This window comes from Dactylosporangium sp. NPDC000555 (assembly GCF_040300025.1).
Lineage (GTDB): Bacteria > Actinomycetota > Actinomycetes > Mycobacteriales > Micromonosporaceae > Dactylosporangium.
Genome location: NZ_JBEPDB010000037.1, coordinates 1 through 14900 on the forward strand (window position 1 = coordinate 1; position 14900 = coordinate 14900).

General features: G+C 71.1%; 15 protein-coding genes. 7 read left to right on the forward strand and 8 right to left on the reverse strand.

The features are described 5' to 3' along the window. Window positions 1-254: 254 nt before the first annotated feature. Window positions 255-1892, reverse strand: coding sequence for a CocE/NonD family hydrolase (locus tag ABT297_RS22160; protein ID WP_350552639.1), 1638 nt, complete (start codon window positions 1890-1892; stop codon window positions 255-257). 364 nt (window positions 1893-2256) lie between these two features. Here ABT297_RS22160 and ABT297_RS22165 point away from each other — a divergent pair, with 364 nt between their 5' ends. Then, a complete protein-coding gene (locus ABT297_RS22165; RefSeq protein WP_350552642.1) occupies window positions 2257-2442 on the forward strand; it encodes a hypothetical protein in 186 nt (61 codons plus the stop codon). A gap of 9 nt (window positions 2443-2451) precedes the next feature. Here the strand turns inward: ABT297_RS22165 and ABT297_RS22170 are convergent, their stop codons facing one another. Beyond that, window positions 2452-2664: a hypothetical protein gene (locus ABT297_RS22170; protein ID WP_350552645.1), complete on the reverse strand. Its 213-nt coding sequence runs from the start codon at window positions 2662-2664 to the stop codon at window positions 2452-2454. A gap of 95 nt (window positions 2665-2759) precedes the next feature. Here ABT297_RS22170 and ABT297_RS22175 point away from each other — a divergent pair, with 95 nt between their 5' ends. After that, window positions 2760-3659, forward strand: a complete 900-nt coding sequence (locus ABT297_RS22175; RefSeq protein ID WP_350552647.1) for an MHYT domain-containing protein — start codon at window positions 2760-2762, stop codon at window positions 3657-3659. A 12-nt stretch (window positions 3660-3671) separates the two neighbouring features. On the opposite strand, the gene ABT297_RS22180 is transcribed toward ABT297_RS22175, so the two are convergent. Next, window positions 3672-4802 (reverse strand): LolA family protein, encoded by a 1131-nt coding sequence (locus tag ABT297_RS22180; RefSeq protein WP_350552649.1) that lies wholly within the window; start codon window positions 4800-4802, stop codon window positions 3672-3674. A gap of 97 nt (window positions 4803-4899) precedes the next feature. Here ABT297_RS22180 and ABT297_RS22185 point away from each other — a divergent pair, with 97 nt between their 5' ends. Together ABT297_RS22185 and ABT297_RS22190 are read left to right on the forward strand one after the other, a co-directional pair. After that, window positions 4900-5556: a response regulator transcription factor gene (locus ABT297_RS22185; protein ID WP_350552652.1), complete on the forward strand. Its 657-nt coding sequence runs from the start codon at window positions 4900-4902 to the stop codon at window positions 5554-5556. After that, window positions 5553-6902, forward strand: coding sequence for an ATP-binding protein (locus ABT297_RS22190; protein WP_350552655.1), 1350 nt, complete (start codon window positions 5553-5555; stop codon window positions 6900-6902). Before ABT297_RS22185 ends, ABT297_RS22190 begins: the two co-directional genes overlap by 4 nt. A 12-nt stretch (window positions 6903-6914) precedes the next feature. Here ABT297_RS22190 and ABT297_RS22195 read toward each other — a convergent pair whose 3' ends face one another. The 3 genes from ABT297_RS22195 to ABT297_RS22205 are packed head-to-tail and all read right to left on the reverse strand — an operon-like array spanning window position 6915 to window position 9217. Then, on the reverse strand, window positions 6915-7481 hold the full coding sequence (locus tag ABT297_RS22195) for a cysteine hydrolase family protein (RefSeq protein WP_350552658.1): 567 nt from the start codon (window positions 7479-7481) through the stop codon (window positions 6915-6917). Between the two features lie 57 nt (window positions 7482-7538). Further along, window positions 7539-8897 (reverse strand): DUF6745 domain-containing protein, encoded by a 1359-nt coding sequence (locus ABT297_RS22200; protein WP_350552661.1) that lies wholly within the window; start codon window positions 8895-8897, stop codon window positions 7539-7541. Then, complete coding sequence (locus ABT297_RS22205; RefSeq protein WP_502885626.1) at window positions 8897-9217, reverse strand: DUF8820 family protein; 321 nt, start codon at window positions 9215-9217, stop codon at window positions 8897-8899. The genes ABT297_RS22200 and ABT297_RS22205 overlap by 1 nt, the downstream gene beginning before the upstream one ends. A gap of 342 nt (window positions 9218-9559) precedes the next feature. On the opposite strand from ABT297_RS22205, the gene ABT297_RS22210 reads away from it, so the two are divergent. Together ABT297_RS22210 and ABT297_RS22215 are read left to right on the forward strand one after the other, a co-directional pair. After that, on the forward strand, window positions 9560-10576 hold the full coding sequence (locus ABT297_RS22210; RefSeq protein ID WP_350552664.1) for a TerC family protein: 1017 nt from the start codon (window positions 9560-9562) through the stop codon (window positions 10574-10576). A 115-nt stretch (window positions 10577-10691) separates the two neighbouring features. Beyond that, window positions 10692-11651 carry a terpene synthase family protein gene (locus ABT297_RS22215; RefSeq protein ID WP_350552667.1) on the forward strand — a complete coding sequence of 320 codons (960 nt, stop codon included), beginning with the start codon at window positions 10692-10694 and terminating at the stop codon, window positions 11649-11651. A gap of 3 nt (window positions 11652-11654) precedes the next feature. Here the strand turns inward: ABT297_RS22215 and typA are convergent, their stop codons facing one another. Further along, the gene (typA, locus tag ABT297_RS22220; RefSeq protein WP_350552670.1) at window positions 11655-13520 is read right to left on the reverse strand and encodes a translational GTPase TypA; all 1866 of its coding nucleotides are present in this window, start codon (window positions 13518-13520) and stop codon (window positions 11655-11657) included. A 142-nt stretch (window positions 13521-13662) separates the two neighbouring features. Between typA and ABT297_RS22225 the strand changes: the two genes are divergently transcribed. Next, complete coding sequence (locus tag ABT297_RS22225; RefSeq protein ID WP_350552673.1) at window positions 13663-14568, forward strand: transglycosylase SLT domain-containing protein; 906 nt, start codon at window positions 13663-13665, stop codon at window positions 14566-14568. On the opposite strand, the gene ABT297_RS22230 is transcribed toward ABT297_RS22225, so the two are convergent. Then, a complete protein-coding gene (locus tag ABT297_RS22230) occupies window positions 14562-14894 on the reverse strand; it encodes a hypothetical protein (RefSeq protein ID WP_350552676.1) in 333 nt (110 codons plus the stop codon). The genes ABT297_RS22225 and ABT297_RS22230 overlap by 7 nt on opposite strands. Window positions 14895-14900 lie beyond the last annotated feature (6 nt).

Consider the following 14900-nt stretch of genomic DNA (forward strand, 5'->3'; position numbering starts at 1 on the left):
CGACAAGGCCGGTCACCCTCCGCGGGTGACCGGCCCTTTCGCCGTTTGGCCCGGTGTCCTTGGCACCGCGGACCCGGCAGGGCCGGGGCCGCCCTCAAGGCAGGCCCCGGCCCGGTCACTCACGGGAGGAACGGTCGCGCGTTGCACGGACCGGAGTCATCTGCCTCTGCCACGTCACGCGAAAGGGCGAACGCGGGCGGGAACCACCGCGGCGGCCGCACGGTTCGGGGTCACGGTCGCTGGTTGCAGTGCGCTCAGCCGACCAGCGGGAGAGTGATCGACGACGGGGCGAGGATCTCCTGGCGCACCGGGCGCAGTTCCAGCTCGTGACCGAAGGCCGCGCCGGTGCCAGGGTTCCGCGAGAAGCGCGGGTGAGCACCGCCGCTGATCTGGACCCTGACACTGCGACCGGCTGCGAAGCGGTGGGCGGTCGGCCAGAGCTCGACGCGCACCGGGTCGTCGGGGTCGTGGTTGCTCGCGGCGCGGGCGAGGCCGTCGCAGATGTTCCATGAGCGGCCCTGTTCGTCGACCTCGCACAGGCGCACGAAGACGTCGAAGTAGGAGGACGGTGTCCGCGCGGACCCCTGGCGGGCCGGGCTGGTGGCGCGGACCCTGATGTCAGCGCGCACCGGGCCCACCACGTCCAGTGGCTCGGTCAGCGGGGCGGACGTGAAGGTCAGCACGTCGGGGCGGGCCTCCAGCGGGCGGTTGTCGCGGCGCCCGGCGATCTTGCCGACCAGGCGCGGGCCGCCGAGGGCCGGGGTCGGGTCCTTGGGGTCGTACACGAACGAGTCGAGCACCGCGCCCTCGGCCCCGGGTTCCGGAGTGAGGCGGGCGCCCTGTTCGAGGTACCACTGCTGGGGTTGGCTCTTGGGCGGCGGCCAGTCGGCCAGTTCGTGCCAGCCGTCGGCGCCGCCGACATGCACGCGGACCGGGCGCTCGCGGATGCTCTCGGGGCCGCCGGTGTGTGCGCGGAACCAGGCCACGGCCTCGGCCGCGGACTGCTGGAACAGTGCGGCACTGCCATGGTTCCAGGGGCCGATCGTGAGGTACGGCTGCTGGCCCGCCGCTCGTAACGCTGTGTAGTCGGCCAATTGCCAGGGCAGGAAGATGTCGTGCCAGCCGCCGATCATGAGGACCGGAGCAGTGACATGCGGCAGGCGGTGGGCGTGGCCGCGCTGCGTCCAGTAGGGCGATGCGGGGTCGGCCTCGGCGAGCCAGCGCTGGTAGAACTCGATCTCGGTGCCCGTGGTGATGCGATCGGCCTCCGCCATGGGCACGCGCGCCAGGCCGCGCTGCAGCCTGGGCTGGCCGCGGAGCAGTTCGACGGCGTTGTCCAGCCTCGGGCCGCGCTGCGCCTCCAGCAGCGCCGACCAGGTCAGCACGGTGTCGAGCGAGAACGCGCCGCCGGCGTAGGTGGGCGGGCCGAAGTCCGACGCTGTCACGATCGTGGCCATCGCCTTGAGCTCGTCACCGGCCTCGGCGGCGAGCGCCCACTGCACGAAGCCGACGTAGCTGGGGCCGTAGGTGAGCAGGCGCCCGTCGTACCACTGCTGGCAGCGCAGCCAGTCCAGCGTGTCGAGGCCGTCCTCGCGCTCCTGCAGCAGCGGCTCGAACGCGCCGCCCGAGTCGCCGGTGCCGCGGCAGGACTGGATGAGCACGTTGAAGCCGCGCTGGGCGACGGCTCGGCAGAGGACACTGACGGGGGCGCCCCGGCCGTATGGGGTGCGCACCAGCACTGTCGGGATCTCGGCGTCCAGGGTCGGCGCGTAGTGGTCGGCGCGGAGGATGGCGCCGTCGCGCATCCGGACCGGGATCGCTCGCGTCACCCTGACCCGGCCGGCCACCGCGGGTGGCAGTTTGAGCAAGCGACCAACCGGATCAAGCCTCATGCGTCCCGAGCGTAGCCGTCCGATCTTCGCACGGCGGTCACCCCCGATCCCCCAGGCCAAGAGGCCGTGACCGGGTCGGTGCTGCTCGATGGGCCACTGCAGGCCCATGGCCACCGCCGAGCCCAGGCCGCGGGACACCGAGCCGCGCCAAACAGGACGGGCTGCGCCACCGTCGTCGGCCTGCCGCCCGTCGTCTGGCTCCCCCGCCACGGAGCGGCAGGTCGCGGCCGGCCTTCGATGCACTGCTCGTGTCCGTCATGGACGCACTGCTCGTGTCCGTCATGGACGCACTGCTCGTGTCCGTCATGCTCGCCCGTGTCCGGCCTTCTTGCGCACTCTGACCCAGCGGATGCACGATCGGTAGGTGGCGGAAGAGCGGTTCACGGATGCGGAGCTGGGGTTCCTGCGCCACGTTCGCTTCGGCGAGTTGCCGCAGCGCGTGCTGCCCGAGGACCGGATCGAACTCGCCGAGACCGATGCGGCGCGCAGCTGGCCCGACCTGGGACCGAGCCGGGAACAGCAGCAGGCCCTGCTCTCCAACGGGGCCTGAGCGCCCCGTTCAGATCTCGTGGCGGGAGCCGTCGGGATCGGGCATCTGCGTCATGTCGGGCGGCGTGGTGGCCGACTCGGGCGGAGTGTCGCCCGGGGGCATCCACCCGGCGGCCCGCTCGGCCTCGAGGGTCTCGTCGATCTCCCCGTCGGTGGCGCGGCCCGCGGCGCCGGAACCGATGGTCGAATGCCTCTCGACGTACTCGTCAGGTTCAGTCCGCACTGCTTTCACCTACCCGGGGAGGCGAGGAGCAAACCCGCACAAACTGTGCGACCGGCGGCGCCGCCGGCCTGGCTGAATCGATCCTTGTGAGCACGGTGGAGCAGTTCGCGTACGGCTGGATTACGCCGGCGCTGGCCCTCGTCCTGTCGATCCTCGGCTGTCTGCTGGGCACCTACCTGGCCGGTCGCTCCCGGGCCTCGACCGGTGGCAGCCGGGCCCGCTGGCTGACACTGTCGGCCGTCGCGATCGGCGGCACGGGCACGTGGGTCCCGCACTTCATGGCGATGCTGGGCGTCGACGTGCCGGACACGGTCGTGCGGTACGACATCGCCACCATGGCGCTCGGCCTGGGCATCGCCGTGGCCGTCTACTGCCCGGGCCTGTACATCGTCGGCTTCGGGCGACCGAGCGCCTGGAAGATCCTCCCGGCGGGGGTACTGACCGGGCTCGGGCTGACCGCGGTGCACGTGACCGGGCCACTGGCCATGCGCGTGGCCGGGACCGTGACGTACGACCCGCACACCCTGCTGGTCGCGGCCGACACGGCGATCGTCGGTGCAACGGTGACACTGTGGTGCGCCAGTGTCGTGCGCGGCCGCCCGGCGATGCTGTGCGCGGCGGTGACCATGGCACTGGCGGTGTGCAGCACCCATTACACGGTCATGGCGGCGGTGCGCGTGCAGCCCGCCCCGATCGGCGCGCAGGTCCCCGGTGTCACGCTGTTCGCCCTGCTGACGCCGGTCTGCGTGCTGGCCTGCCTCCTGCTGTCCGGCCTGGCGTACAGCACTGTCGGCTTCTCGGTGCGCCAGGACACCGCAACGGAGGAGGCGCTACTGCGCCGGGCCCGGGACATGTACTCCATGGCGACCCTCGCCCGAGCGGGCGAGCACCGGCGCCGGGAACGGGAACGGGAACAGGAACGAGAACAGGAACGGGAACGTGAACGAGAACAGGAAAGGGACCGTGACACGGCGGCCACGGTCCCTCCCGGCTGAGCTGAGCGGCGGCTACTTCAGCGCGGCGGCCGGGTCAGCGGCCACCTGGTTGAGCCGCTCCGGCGTGACCGAGCCGACGAGCACCCGGCCGTCGTCGGTGAACAGGACGTTCAGCAGCTTGCTGTTGAACGTGCGGCCGCCGTTGCCCTGGGGCAGCTGAGCGATCGCGTCCTGCGCCTTCTTCTGCTCCTCGGCATTGGCGCCCTGCGCGCCGTCCGAGGTCCGCAGCACCAGGACAGACGTCCATCCGGTACCGATGACTGTGCTCTTCGGCTTGTCGGCGGCGCCGCCGTCGTGCTGCTGCGCCTTGTCCTTCAGCTCGTGCTGCGCCTTCGCCGGGTCCTGCTCCGTGACCTTGGTCCCGGCCGGCGGGTTGAACGTGAACTCGGCGTCATCCGGGCGGACGAAGCTCACCTGCGTGAACGCGACCTCGAACGCCGGGTTGGCCGTGCCGCGGGGCAGGACCTGCACCCGCAGCGGCAGCTTCTTCTGGGCGTCGATCGCCAGGCGCACCTCACCGACGAGCGACGAGGTGTCGCGCGGGCGGAGGATGAGTTCGTAGGCGTCGCGTCCGGCGATCTTCGCCGAGTTGCCGGTCGTCACCTGTGTCGTCGGGTCGATCGCCTTCAGCGCCAGGTCGGCGGCCTCCTGCGGCGACTTCGGCAGGTCGGACGGGGAAGCCAGGACGCCCGGGGCGCCCGTCTTCTCCCTGTCGGGGCGCCCGGTGAAGTGCCGCGCCTCCTTGGTCTGGCTGTCCCAGATCCAGGTGTCGGTGCCGTTGTGGATGACATCACTCTGCCCCTGCGTGCCCAGCAGTGACACCCGGGCCTTGTCGGGGCCGGAGTACCACACGCGCAGGGTGTGCTTGCCGGATACCAGCGACGTGAGCTTGGCGCTCTGGTCGCCGGTCAGCAGCGGGATCGCCGGAAGGCCGAGATCGGCCCGCTCGACCACCGTGCCGGACAGCCCGTCCAGACTGGCGGTCTGCAGGTCGACGAGAAGCTGCGCGGCGGTGCGCGCCGGCAGGTCGGGTTCGGCCGCGACGGCGAGGGTCTTCGCTGCCACGCCAGCACCGACCACAGCGACCGCAGCTGCCGCGGGCACCGCCCACCGAAGGACGGGTCGTGACGTGAAGTTGGACATTGGTACACCTCCTGACAACCATGGTGCTCTGAGCCGGCTGTGACAGCGCTGAGACTGCCTGTGCCGTACCACAGGCCGGCGTGCCACGCTGTATCGCGTGCGGCTGCTGGTGGTAGAGGACGAGATTCGCATGGCGAACGCGCTGCAGCGCGGGCTGCAGGCGGAGGGTTTCGCCGTGGATGTGGCCGTCGACGGCCCGAACGGTCTGGAGATGGCCCGGCACGGGGGCTACGACGCGGTGATCCTGGACATCATGCTGCCCGGATTGTCCGGGTATCGCGTGGTACAAACCCTGCGCGCGGAGAAGAACTGGGTGCCGGTGCTCATGCTGTCCGCGAAGGACGGCGAGTACGACCAGGCCGACGGGCTCGACTGCGGCGCCGACGACTACCTGACCAAGCCGTTCTCGTACGTCGTGCTCGTCGCACGCCTGCGCGCCCTGCTGCGCCGCGGGGCACCGGAGCGTCCCAGCGTGCTCACCGTCGGTGAGCTGACCCTGGACCCCGCACGCCGGCGGGTCACCAGCGCCGGTGACGAGATCGTGCTCACCGCGCGGGAGTATGCGCTGCTGGAGTACCTCATGCGCCGCCCCGGCCAGGTCGTGTCCAAGACCGAGCTGCTCGACCACGTCTGGGACGCCAGCGTCGACACCGCGCCCAACGCCGTCGAGGTGTACGTCGGCTACCTGCGCCGCAAGCTCGGCCGCGACCTGCTCGAGACCGTCCGGGGCGCCGGATACCGGCTGCGCACATGAAGTGGTGGGCCTCACTCTCCCTGCGCGGGCGCCTCGTCCTGCTCGGCACCAGCGGGCTCATCGTCGGCCTGTCCATCGCCGGCATCGCCATGGCGACCGCGATGACATACAGCTTCCGCGGCTCCCTCGACCGCTCCGCCGACGGCACCGTGACGGAGATCGCCACGCTGCTCAACGAGGGTGGCCGGCTGCCCGAGCCGCTGCCGGCCCCGTCCAACCAGGTCGTGCAGGTCCTGGACCCGCAGCACCGTAGCGTCCTGGCGGGCGATCAAACCGCCGATCTCCTGATACCGCTGCTGCGTGGCTCCGAGGTCGACCAGGCGCTGCACGGCGAGCGGATCGAGGTTCCAGGCGACCGGGCCGTGCAGCCCGACACGCTGCGGGTCACCGCCCACCAGGTCCCCGACGGCCGGATCATCCTCGTCGGCATGCCGCTCGGCGACTTCCATCGCAGCCTGGATCTCCTGCGCACCGCACTGTGGGTGACGTATCCCGCGCTGGTCTTCGTCCTCGTCATCATCGCCTGGCGCGTCGTCGGCGCGGCGCTGTCCCCGGTCGACCGCCTGCGCCTCGGCGCCGAACGCATCACCGGCGCCGCCACCGACGAGCGCCTGCCCGTGCCGCCGTCCAGCGACGAGATGCAGCGCCTGGCGGTCACGCTCAACCACATGCTCGACCGCCTGGCCGTGTCCCGGGCCCGGCAGCGCGCGTTCATCGCCGACGCCGCACACGAGCTGCGCAGCCCGCTCGCGTCGATCCGCATCCAGATCGAGGTGGCGCAGAAGCTCGGCGACTGGGCCGCGGTCTCCGACGACGTCATCGCCGACCTGGACCGCCTGAGCCGCCTGGTCGACGACCTGCTGCTGCTGGCCCGGGCGGACGCGTCCGACCCCCGCCGGACCGCGCTGGAGCCGGTGGAGCTGGGCACGCTGCTGTCGTCGCTGGCGAAGCGCTACGACACTGTCACGGTCGAGCCCGGCGAGTCCCTGTGGACCGAGGCCGACCCGGACGCGCTGCACCGCATCGTGCTCAACCTGGTCGACAACGCGGTGCGCCACGCCCGGACAAGCGTGGTCCTGGCCGCCTCCCCGGAGGGATCGTCGGAGGTCCTCGTGACGGTGACGGACGATGGCGAGGGCATCCCGGCCCCGCTGCGTGAGCGCGTCTTCGACCGCTTCGCGCGCCTGGACGACGGCCGCGCACGCGACGCGGGCGGCAGCGGCCTGGGCCTGGCGATCGTCCGCGAGCTGGCACGCCGCCACGGCGGCACGGTCCGACTGACCGACGGCCGCCCCGGCGTCCGCGCCGAGGTCCGCCTGCCCCGCCTCCCGGACAGCACGATGTGACACCGTCACCGCTCAGGGCACCTCGGCCGGGGCGAAGGTGACGTCCTTCGTCTCCACGGTGCCACCACGACGGCCCGGGGCGGTCTGCCAGTCCCAGTACAGGTTGGTGTGCGCGATGACCTGCTCCGGGGACGGTGCCCCGTACTCGCGGAGGTCCTCGGTCGTGTGCGCGTCGCCCACGAGCGTGGCGTCGTAGCCGCGCACGAGGGCGCCGTGCAGCGTCGAACGGATGCACGCGTCGGTCTGGGCGCCCGTGACGACGATGCGGCCGACCCCGCGCTCGGCCAGGCGCTCCTCGAGGTCCGTGTCCTCGAACGAGTCGAAGTAGCTCTTGTGCACCAGGGGCTCGGACTCCTGGCGGACCAGCTCCGGCACCTGCTGCCAGCTCTCGCTGTCCCGTGGCAGGTTCTCGTCGGAGTGCTGGACCCACACGACGGGCACATCCTCGGCGCGGGCCTTGTCCAGCAGGGTGTTGATGTTGCCGATCACGCTGTCCCGGTTGTGGGTGCCGTTCACCGTGCCGTTCTGGACGTCGATGACGAGCAGCGCGGTGTTGGGTCGATCGGGCAGGTTCGTCACGTTATCTCCCAGTTCTCCTCGTTTTGGCCGTATCTGTCCCATCAGCCGAGCACGGGGTCAGGTTTGGATCAGGGGGCGATACTCCTGCTCGGTCAGGCCGAACGTCCATGCCACACCCTCGCGGGCGGTGCGGGTCTGGGGTGGCACGCGCAGCCAGTAGACGCGGCTCGTGCCGTCCGGCTCCGGGGTGCTGTTGATCACCTCGACCATCGTCAGCGGCTCGTCGTCGGCGAAGTTCAGCCGCCACAGGACGCCGCAGTCGTCCTGGGCCACCTTGTGGGCGCCGGCCGCGCGCACGTAGCGCTCGTAGCCGAAGTGCTCCAGCATCACTCGGCGCAGCTCGGCGTTGCGCTCGTCGGCGATCTGGCGATGCGTCAGGTGGGCCAGCCGGTCGACCAGGTCCGACGGGATCGGCATGCCGCGCCACGCGTGCAGGGCGTAGCCGTCGCGGTAGTGCAGGGCCGGGGCGGCGGCCGCGTGCAGGCGGCCGACGTTGTCGCGGTGCAGGGCGTCGGGGCGGTCGGTCAGGATCGCCACGTTCGCGTAGGGCCACCACCACGACGAGGAGCGCGCCACCCCGGCCAGGCCCGCGAGCCGCTGGACCGGGTGCAGCGCCGCCTCCCCCGCGCCCAGGTGCGCCCAGACCGCGCCGACCGGACCGGCGCTGAAGACCGGGCCCGCGCCGGACCTCGGACTGGAGCCCGGAGGCGAGCCGGGGACGGCATCGGCGCCGCCGGAGCCCGGGGCGCAGACCCACGCGGCGGCCACCGGGCCGGCGCTGAAGACCGGGGCCGCGGCGGGCGTGCCCTTCGCGGCGGCCGGGGGCACGGTAGGAACCGGGGCGGCCGCGTCGAACACGGCCAGCCACCCGGCGTCGTGCTGGCCGCCGACGGCGTCGAGCAGCACGGCGCGGGCGTGGACGGGCAGCTCACCGCGCAGGTGGGTGCGCAGCGGGGTCGCGATGCGGTCGTTGACGAGCCGCCAGACGTCGGCGCCGCACGCCGCCCACAGGCCGGCCCAGCCGTCGGGGCCGAGCAGGTCGTGGGCCTCGGCCCGGGCCGCGGCCCACGGGGCGGTGCGGACCGCGGTGCGCACGGAGGCGCCAGCGCTGCCGAGAACCGGCGGGCAGCCCTGCCCGCGCAGCTGCGCGGCGATGGCCTCCTCGGCCGGGTCGGGGGTGGCCCCGGGCAGGCCGCGGCGGCCGGTGAGCAGCGCCGCGGCCCGCGCGCCCGCGAGGGGCGAGGCGAACCAGACCACGTGCCGGGGCTCCGGCAGGCCGGCCGAGCGATAGGCCAGCCGGGCCGCCTCGGCGGCGGCCTGGCGGTCGGCGGGAGCGGTGGACAGCCCGGCTGCGAGCCACTTGGCGGAGACGGCGCCGAGGGCGGCAGCCCGCGACCCGGCGGTGGGTGCGGTCATCAGTCGGCCACATAGCGGTAGGCGCCCGGCACGTACTCGCGCTGGCGAACGATGCGGTAGGCCCCGGCGGGGACGGTGATCGTGCCGTGCTCCTCGTGCACCACCCGGGCCCGGCTGACGATCTTCACGAAGAGCCGATCCACGTCGTCGCGGTCGGCGAGCAGGACCGTGTCGGCGCCGACGATCACGTGGGCGTTGCCGGTCGCCTCGCCGCGGGCCAGGACCATGCGGCCCGCCCGGTCACGTGGGGCCGGGACGGCGGTTGCCGGCACCTCCGCGACAGGCACGGGAATCAACAGAACGTCACCTTGCCGATACACGAGCGCTCCCCTCGGCGGCCTGGCATGAGTGAGCGTTGAAAGAACGCCCCCGTCAACCGCTGTCGGGCAGCACGATAGACGGGGGGTACGACAGTTTTCCGGCCCCGCTCGTTGAGACGTGGCGACCTGATGGACAATGGTTGCCAAGCAACAGGAGGGGAGTATTCCCTCGCGACGGTCGTCGTCAGCACGGTGCCCCACGGTGACGTGGGGATCACACCCGGCGCCGTCGGTCACCCGGTAACCGCGGGTGATGGAAGAGACCTCCGGTGTCAACTGCACAGCCCGCGCGCCCCTCGGGGTCGGCGTGGCCTGTGGTGTGTCTACCGGAGGTATCTGCAAGTGGACGTTGCTGGCTGGATCTGGACGACGACTCTCGTCGGGCTGAGCGCCATTCTGCTGTTCGATCTCGCGATCGTGGCCCGTCGCCCGCACGAGCCGTCCATCAAAGAGTCGACGATCTGGGTGACGGTGTACGTCGGGCTCGCCGTCGTGTTCGGACTGTTCGTCCTGCTGGAGTGGGGCGGCAAGTACGCCGGCGAGTTCTACGCTGGGTGGCTGACAGAATACAGTCTGTCCATCGACAACCTGTTCGTATTCGTGATCATCCTGTCGCGGTTCAAGGTGCCGCGGCAGTACCAGCAGAAGGTCCTGCTGATCGGCATCGTGCTCGCGCTGGTCATGCGCGGCGGGTTCATCGCGGTCGGATCCGCGGCGATCAGCCGGTTCTCGTGGGTGTTCTACATCTTCAGCGCGTTCCTGATCTACACCGCCGTCAAGCTCGCCGTGCAGAAGGAGAGCGAGGCGGGCGACTTCAAGGAGAACGCGCTGATCCGGTGGTCGCGGCGGGTGCTGCCGATGACCCAGCAGTACCAGGAGTCGCGGCTCACGGCGCGTGACGAGCGGGGCCGCCTGCACATGACGCCGATGATCGTGGTGCTCATCGCGATCGGCACCACGGACCTCGTCTTCGCGCTCGACTCGATCCCGGCGATCTTCGGCCTGACCTCCGAGCCCTACCTGGTGTTCACCGCGAACGTGTTCGCGCTGATGGGGCTGCGCCAGCTGTACTTCCTGATCGGGGGCCTGCTGGACCGGCTGGTGTACCTGTCGATCGGCCTCAGCGTGGTGCTCGGCTTCATCGGCGTGAAGCTGTTCCTGGAGGCGCTGGCCGACAACAACCTGCCGTTCGTCAACGGCGGCGAGCCCGTCGGGTGGGCCCCGCACATCGGCATCGAGCTGTCACTGGCTGTCATCATCGGCACCCTCGCAATCACGACCATCGCTTCACTGGTCAAGTCGAAGCGCGACGCGCGTGCAGGGAGCGCACAACCAGACAAAACTCACAACGCCTCCTAATGCCGTGTCGGGGCTCGCGCTGAGCGTGAATCAGCGCGAGTATGGGGTACCACGGCGGGGCAGGTGATGCATCTTGCACGAAATGACGCAGCGGGGCCAACTTACGGCTCCGGCGGTGTTGTGTCCGTTCGCGCCACGAATCTCACCGCACGCCGACGCCGTGCAGCGCTGGTCGCTGCACTGGGCGACCCGGCACGGCCTGCTCGACCGGCCCGGGGCCCGCGCGGCCTTCGCGCGGGCCCGGTTCGCCAACCTGATGGCCAGGGCACACCCGCACGCCGGCGAGGCCGAGCTGCGCCTGGCCACCGCCTGGCTGATCAGCATCTTCGTCCTCGACGACCTGCTGGAGCGCGCCCTGGTGCGCGACCCCGAGCCGGCCCAGGCCGCGGTCGCCGAGGTCGTGAGCCTGCTGCGCGACCAGCAGCCGGCCCCGATCCTGTCCACCGCGCTCGGCCGGCCGCTCGCCGGCGCGCTGAGCGAGGTGTGGCGGCGCACCGAGCCGCGGGTCGGCCCGGCGTGGCGGGAGCGCTTCGTCGCGAACGTCGCGGACTACCTGGCCGGCACGCTGTGGGAGGCCGGCAACCGGGCCGCGGACCGCCCGCCGCTGCTGGAGGAGTATCGCCGGATGCGCCACCGCAGCGCGGCCACCGACATGTTCTTCGACCTGATCGAGCCGATGCACGGCATCGAGCTGCCGCAGGCGCTGCTCGACGACCCCGACTTCGTCACGGCGCGGCGGACCGCCGGCACGGTCATCGGGATCTTCAACGACCTGATCTCGTGGCCGAAGGAGGCCGCGATCGGCGACCACCACAACATCGTCTTCGCGTTCCAGCACGAGCGGCGGCTACCGCTGCCGGACGCGGTCGCCGCCGCCGTCGCCGAGCACGACGAGCGGATGCTCGAGTTCCAGGTCGCCCGAGACCGGCTCGAGACCCGCTACTGGGACGACCGCACGGCGGTCATCGGCATCGGCGACCTGGTCCACTGGATCCGCGCCAACGTGGACTGGTCGATGGAGTCGGGCCGCTACGTCGCGGCCGAGCCGCCCGTCCAGCGACACCCCACCGACTGATCCTCAGGCGTGCGCCCGCTTGCGGGCCACGCGCTCGCGGTCCTTCTGGTCGAGCATGACCTTGCGGATGCGGACTGCCTGGGGCGTGATCTCCACGCACTCGTCCTCGCGGCAGAACTCGAGCGCCTGCTCCAGCGACAGCTTCCGCGGCGGGATCAGCTTCTCGGTCTCATCGGCCGCGGACGAGCGCATGTTGGTGAGCTTCTTCTCCTTGGTGATGTTGACGTCCATGTCGTCGGCCCGGGAGTTCTCACCGACGATCATGCCCTCGTACACCTCGGTCGCCGGCTCGACGAACATCGACCCGCGCTCCTGCAGGTTCATCATCGCGAACGGCGTGGCGACGCCGGAGCGGTCGGCGACGAGCGAGCCGGTGGCGCGGATGCGCAGTTCGCCATACCACGGCTCGTAGGACTCGAAAACGTGGTGCAGGATGCCGGTGCCGCGGGTGTCGGTGAGGAACTCGGTGCGGAAGCCGATCAGGCCACGCGCCGGAACCAGCCACTCCATGCGGATCCAGCCGGTGCCGTGGTTGACCATCTGCTCCATGCGGCCCTTGCGCGTGGCCAGCAGCTGGGTGATCGCGCCGAGATACTCCTCCGGGGAGTCGATCGTAAGCCGCTCGGTCGGCTCGTGGACCTTGCCGTTGATCTCCCGGGTGACCACCTGCGGCTTGCCGACGGTCAGCTCGTAGCCCTCGCGGCGCATCTGCTCCACCAGGATCGCCAGGGCCAGCTCACCGCGGCCCTGCACCTCCCAGGAGTCGGGGCGCTCGGTCGGCAGCACCCGCAGCGACACGTTGCCGACGAGCTCGCGCTCGAGGCGCTCCTTGACCAGCCGGGCGGTGACCTTCGCGCCCTTGACCTTCCCCGCCAGGGGGGAGGTGTTGGTGCCGATGGTCATCGAGATGGCCGGCTCGTCGACCGTGATGCGCGGCAGCGGCACCGGGTTTTCGGCGTCGGCGAGCGTGTCACCGATCATGATGTCGGCGATGCCGGCCACGGCGATGATGTCGCCCGGCCCGGCCTGCTCGGCCGGCTTGCGCTCCAGCGCCTCGGTCATCAGCAGCTCGGAGATCCGCACGCTGGTCTGCGTCCCGTCCGCACGACACCAGGCGACCGTCTGGCCCTTGCGGATCGTGCCCTGCCGCACCCGGCACAGCGCCAGGCGGCCCAGGAACGGCGACGCGTCAAGGTTGGTCACGTGGGCCTGCAGCGGCGCGTCCTCGTCGTAGGCGGGCGCCGGGATGCTGTCGAGCAGGGTGCGGAACAGCGGCTGCAGGCTGTCGCTGTCCTCGGGCACGGTGCCGTCCTTGGGCTGGGACAGCGACGCGATGCCGTCGCGGGCGCAGGCGTAGACGATCGGGAACTCGATCTGCTCCTCGTCGGCGTCGAGGTCGAGGAACAGCTCATACGTCTCGTCCACGACCTCCTTGATCCGCGCGTCGGGCCGGTCGACCTTGTTGATCACCAGGATGATCGGCAGCCGGGCCTTGAGCGCCTTGCGCAGCACGAACCGGGTCTGCGGCAGCGGCCCCTCGCTCGCGTCGACCAGCAGCACGACGCCGTCGACCATGGTCAGGCCGCGCTCGACCTCGCCGCCGAAGTCGGCGTGGCCCGGCGTGTCGATGATGTTGATCGTCACCGGCTCGCCGCCGTCCTGCGGGACGTAGCGCACGGCCGTGTTCTTGGCGAGAATGGTGATGCCTTTCTCGCGCTCGAGGTCCATGGAGTCCATGACCCGGTCGGTGAGTTCGGCGCGGGCATGGAACACGCCGGCCTGCCGCAACATCGCGTCGACGAGGGTGGTCTTGCCGTGGTCGACGTGGGCGATGATGGCCACATTGCGGAGGTCTGAACGGGTCTGCATATCCCCATTGTTCCAGGGACCCTTCGCCGCCCGTGCCCCGCTACGGCCGGTGTGACCTGACGAGCCGTGTCATCGGTTCGCGGGGCTGCGAGCGTCTCTTCATACGGCTAGCCTGATCGGCACGGGGAGGAGACTGAAATCGATGAGCCGCGACTTCCAGGAAGAGGACGACACCGCGGAGTTCGAGCGGCCGCGGTCCAGGCGACGGCTCGGCGTGATCCTGCTCAGCGTCGCGGTGGCCGTGGTCCTGGTCGGCTGCGGGGTGGTGGCGACGCTGCTCAAGGACGTCGGCCACGATCGGACGCCGGCGGCGGCGAGCGCGTCGAGGGACACCCCGTCGAAGGACACCCCGTCGATGCCGGTCGAGTCGTCGGCCTTCGCGCCACCGACGACCGAGGCACCGGCCGCGCTCGCCGAGAAGTCCTCGGCGCCGCCCAGCCGGGCCCCGTCCCCGACGAAGAAGCCGAAGGCGACCGAGACGACGCAGGCGCCGGCGCCGGCGCACTCGACCCCGCCCGGCTGCACCCCGAGCAGGGGCCCCGACCAGCTGCCGAAGGCGACCGTCAAGGGCTACCTGGACAAGGCCGCGACCACCCACTTCTGGGGCACCAAGACCAAGGTGGAGTATGCGGACATCCTCGTGCCGCAGCGACTGCTGTACGCGATCGCCGAGCAGGAGAGCGGCTGGCAGTCCGACATCAAGGCCTGCGACGGCGGCCTGGGCCTCATGCAGGTCATGCCGAACACCCAGAAGTTCGTGAACGACCGCTTCGGCACCGCCTGGGACCGCGCGAAACCGTCCGACAACGTGATGCTCGGCGCGAACTACCTCGCCTGGCTCATCGCGTTCTACGGCGACAGGATCGCCACGCAGCGCGGGACGGAGGCCAGTTACGACGCGTCGAACCCAGAACTGCTCAAACCGGTCATTTCTGCCTACAACTGGGGCACGGGCGGCGTTGAGCCCGGCATGGGAGCCTTCCCCAACGGCACGTATGTGCAGAACGTGCTCTACCTGATGGACCGCAGCCGCGCCGGCAACTACTGATCGTCGAACGTCGAGGGGCCCACGTCGGTGTAGCGGCCGGCGTCGCCGTCCCACTCGAACTGCCGCCCCTCGGAGCCGGCGCTGACGATCTTGCCGAACGCCGGGTAGCGCTCGACGAGCCACTCCAGGTCGGGCATGAGCAGCTCCCCCGCGTCGGCCAGCTGCTCGTCGGTCTCGTCCCCGACGAGCAGGTTCCAGCCGCTGGCCCGGCGCCCGTCGGGGGCGGGTGGCAACGTGGCGTCCTCCGGGTCGTGGTAGACGTATCCGGGGGTCAGCGACTCGTCCTCCACCAGCCGCCGCGACGCGAACGCGATCAAGTAACTCATGCGACA

Coding starts and splice junctions, on each gene's coding strand:
- ABT297_RS22190 (WP_350552655.1), top strand. CDS start 5,553: ATGAAGTGGTGGGCCTCACTCTCCCTGCGCGGGCGCCTCGTCCTGCTC.
- typA (WP_350552670.1), bottom strand. CDS start 13,520: ATGCAGACCCGTTCAGACCTCCGCAATGTGGCCATCATCGCCCACGTC.
- ABT297_RS22230 (WP_350552676.1), bottom strand. CDS start 14,894: ATGAGTTACTTGATCGCGTTCGCGTCGCGGCGGCTGGTGGAGGACGAG.
- ABT297_RS22180 (WP_350552649.1), bottom strand. CDS start 4,802: ATGTCCAACTTCACGTCACGACCCGTCCTTCGGTGGGCGGTGCCCGCG.
- ABT297_RS22160 (WP_350552639.1), bottom strand. CDS start 1,892: ATGAGGCTTGATCCGGTTGGTCGCTTGCTCAAACTGCCACCCGCGGTG.
- ABT297_RS22225 (WP_350552673.1), top strand. CDS start 13,663: ATGAGCCGCGACTTCCAGGAAGAGGACGACACCGCGGAGTTCGAGCGG.
- ABT297_RS22200 (WP_350552661.1), bottom strand. CDS start 8,897: ATGACCGCACCCACCGCCGGGTCGCGGGCTGCCGCCCTCGGCGCCGTC.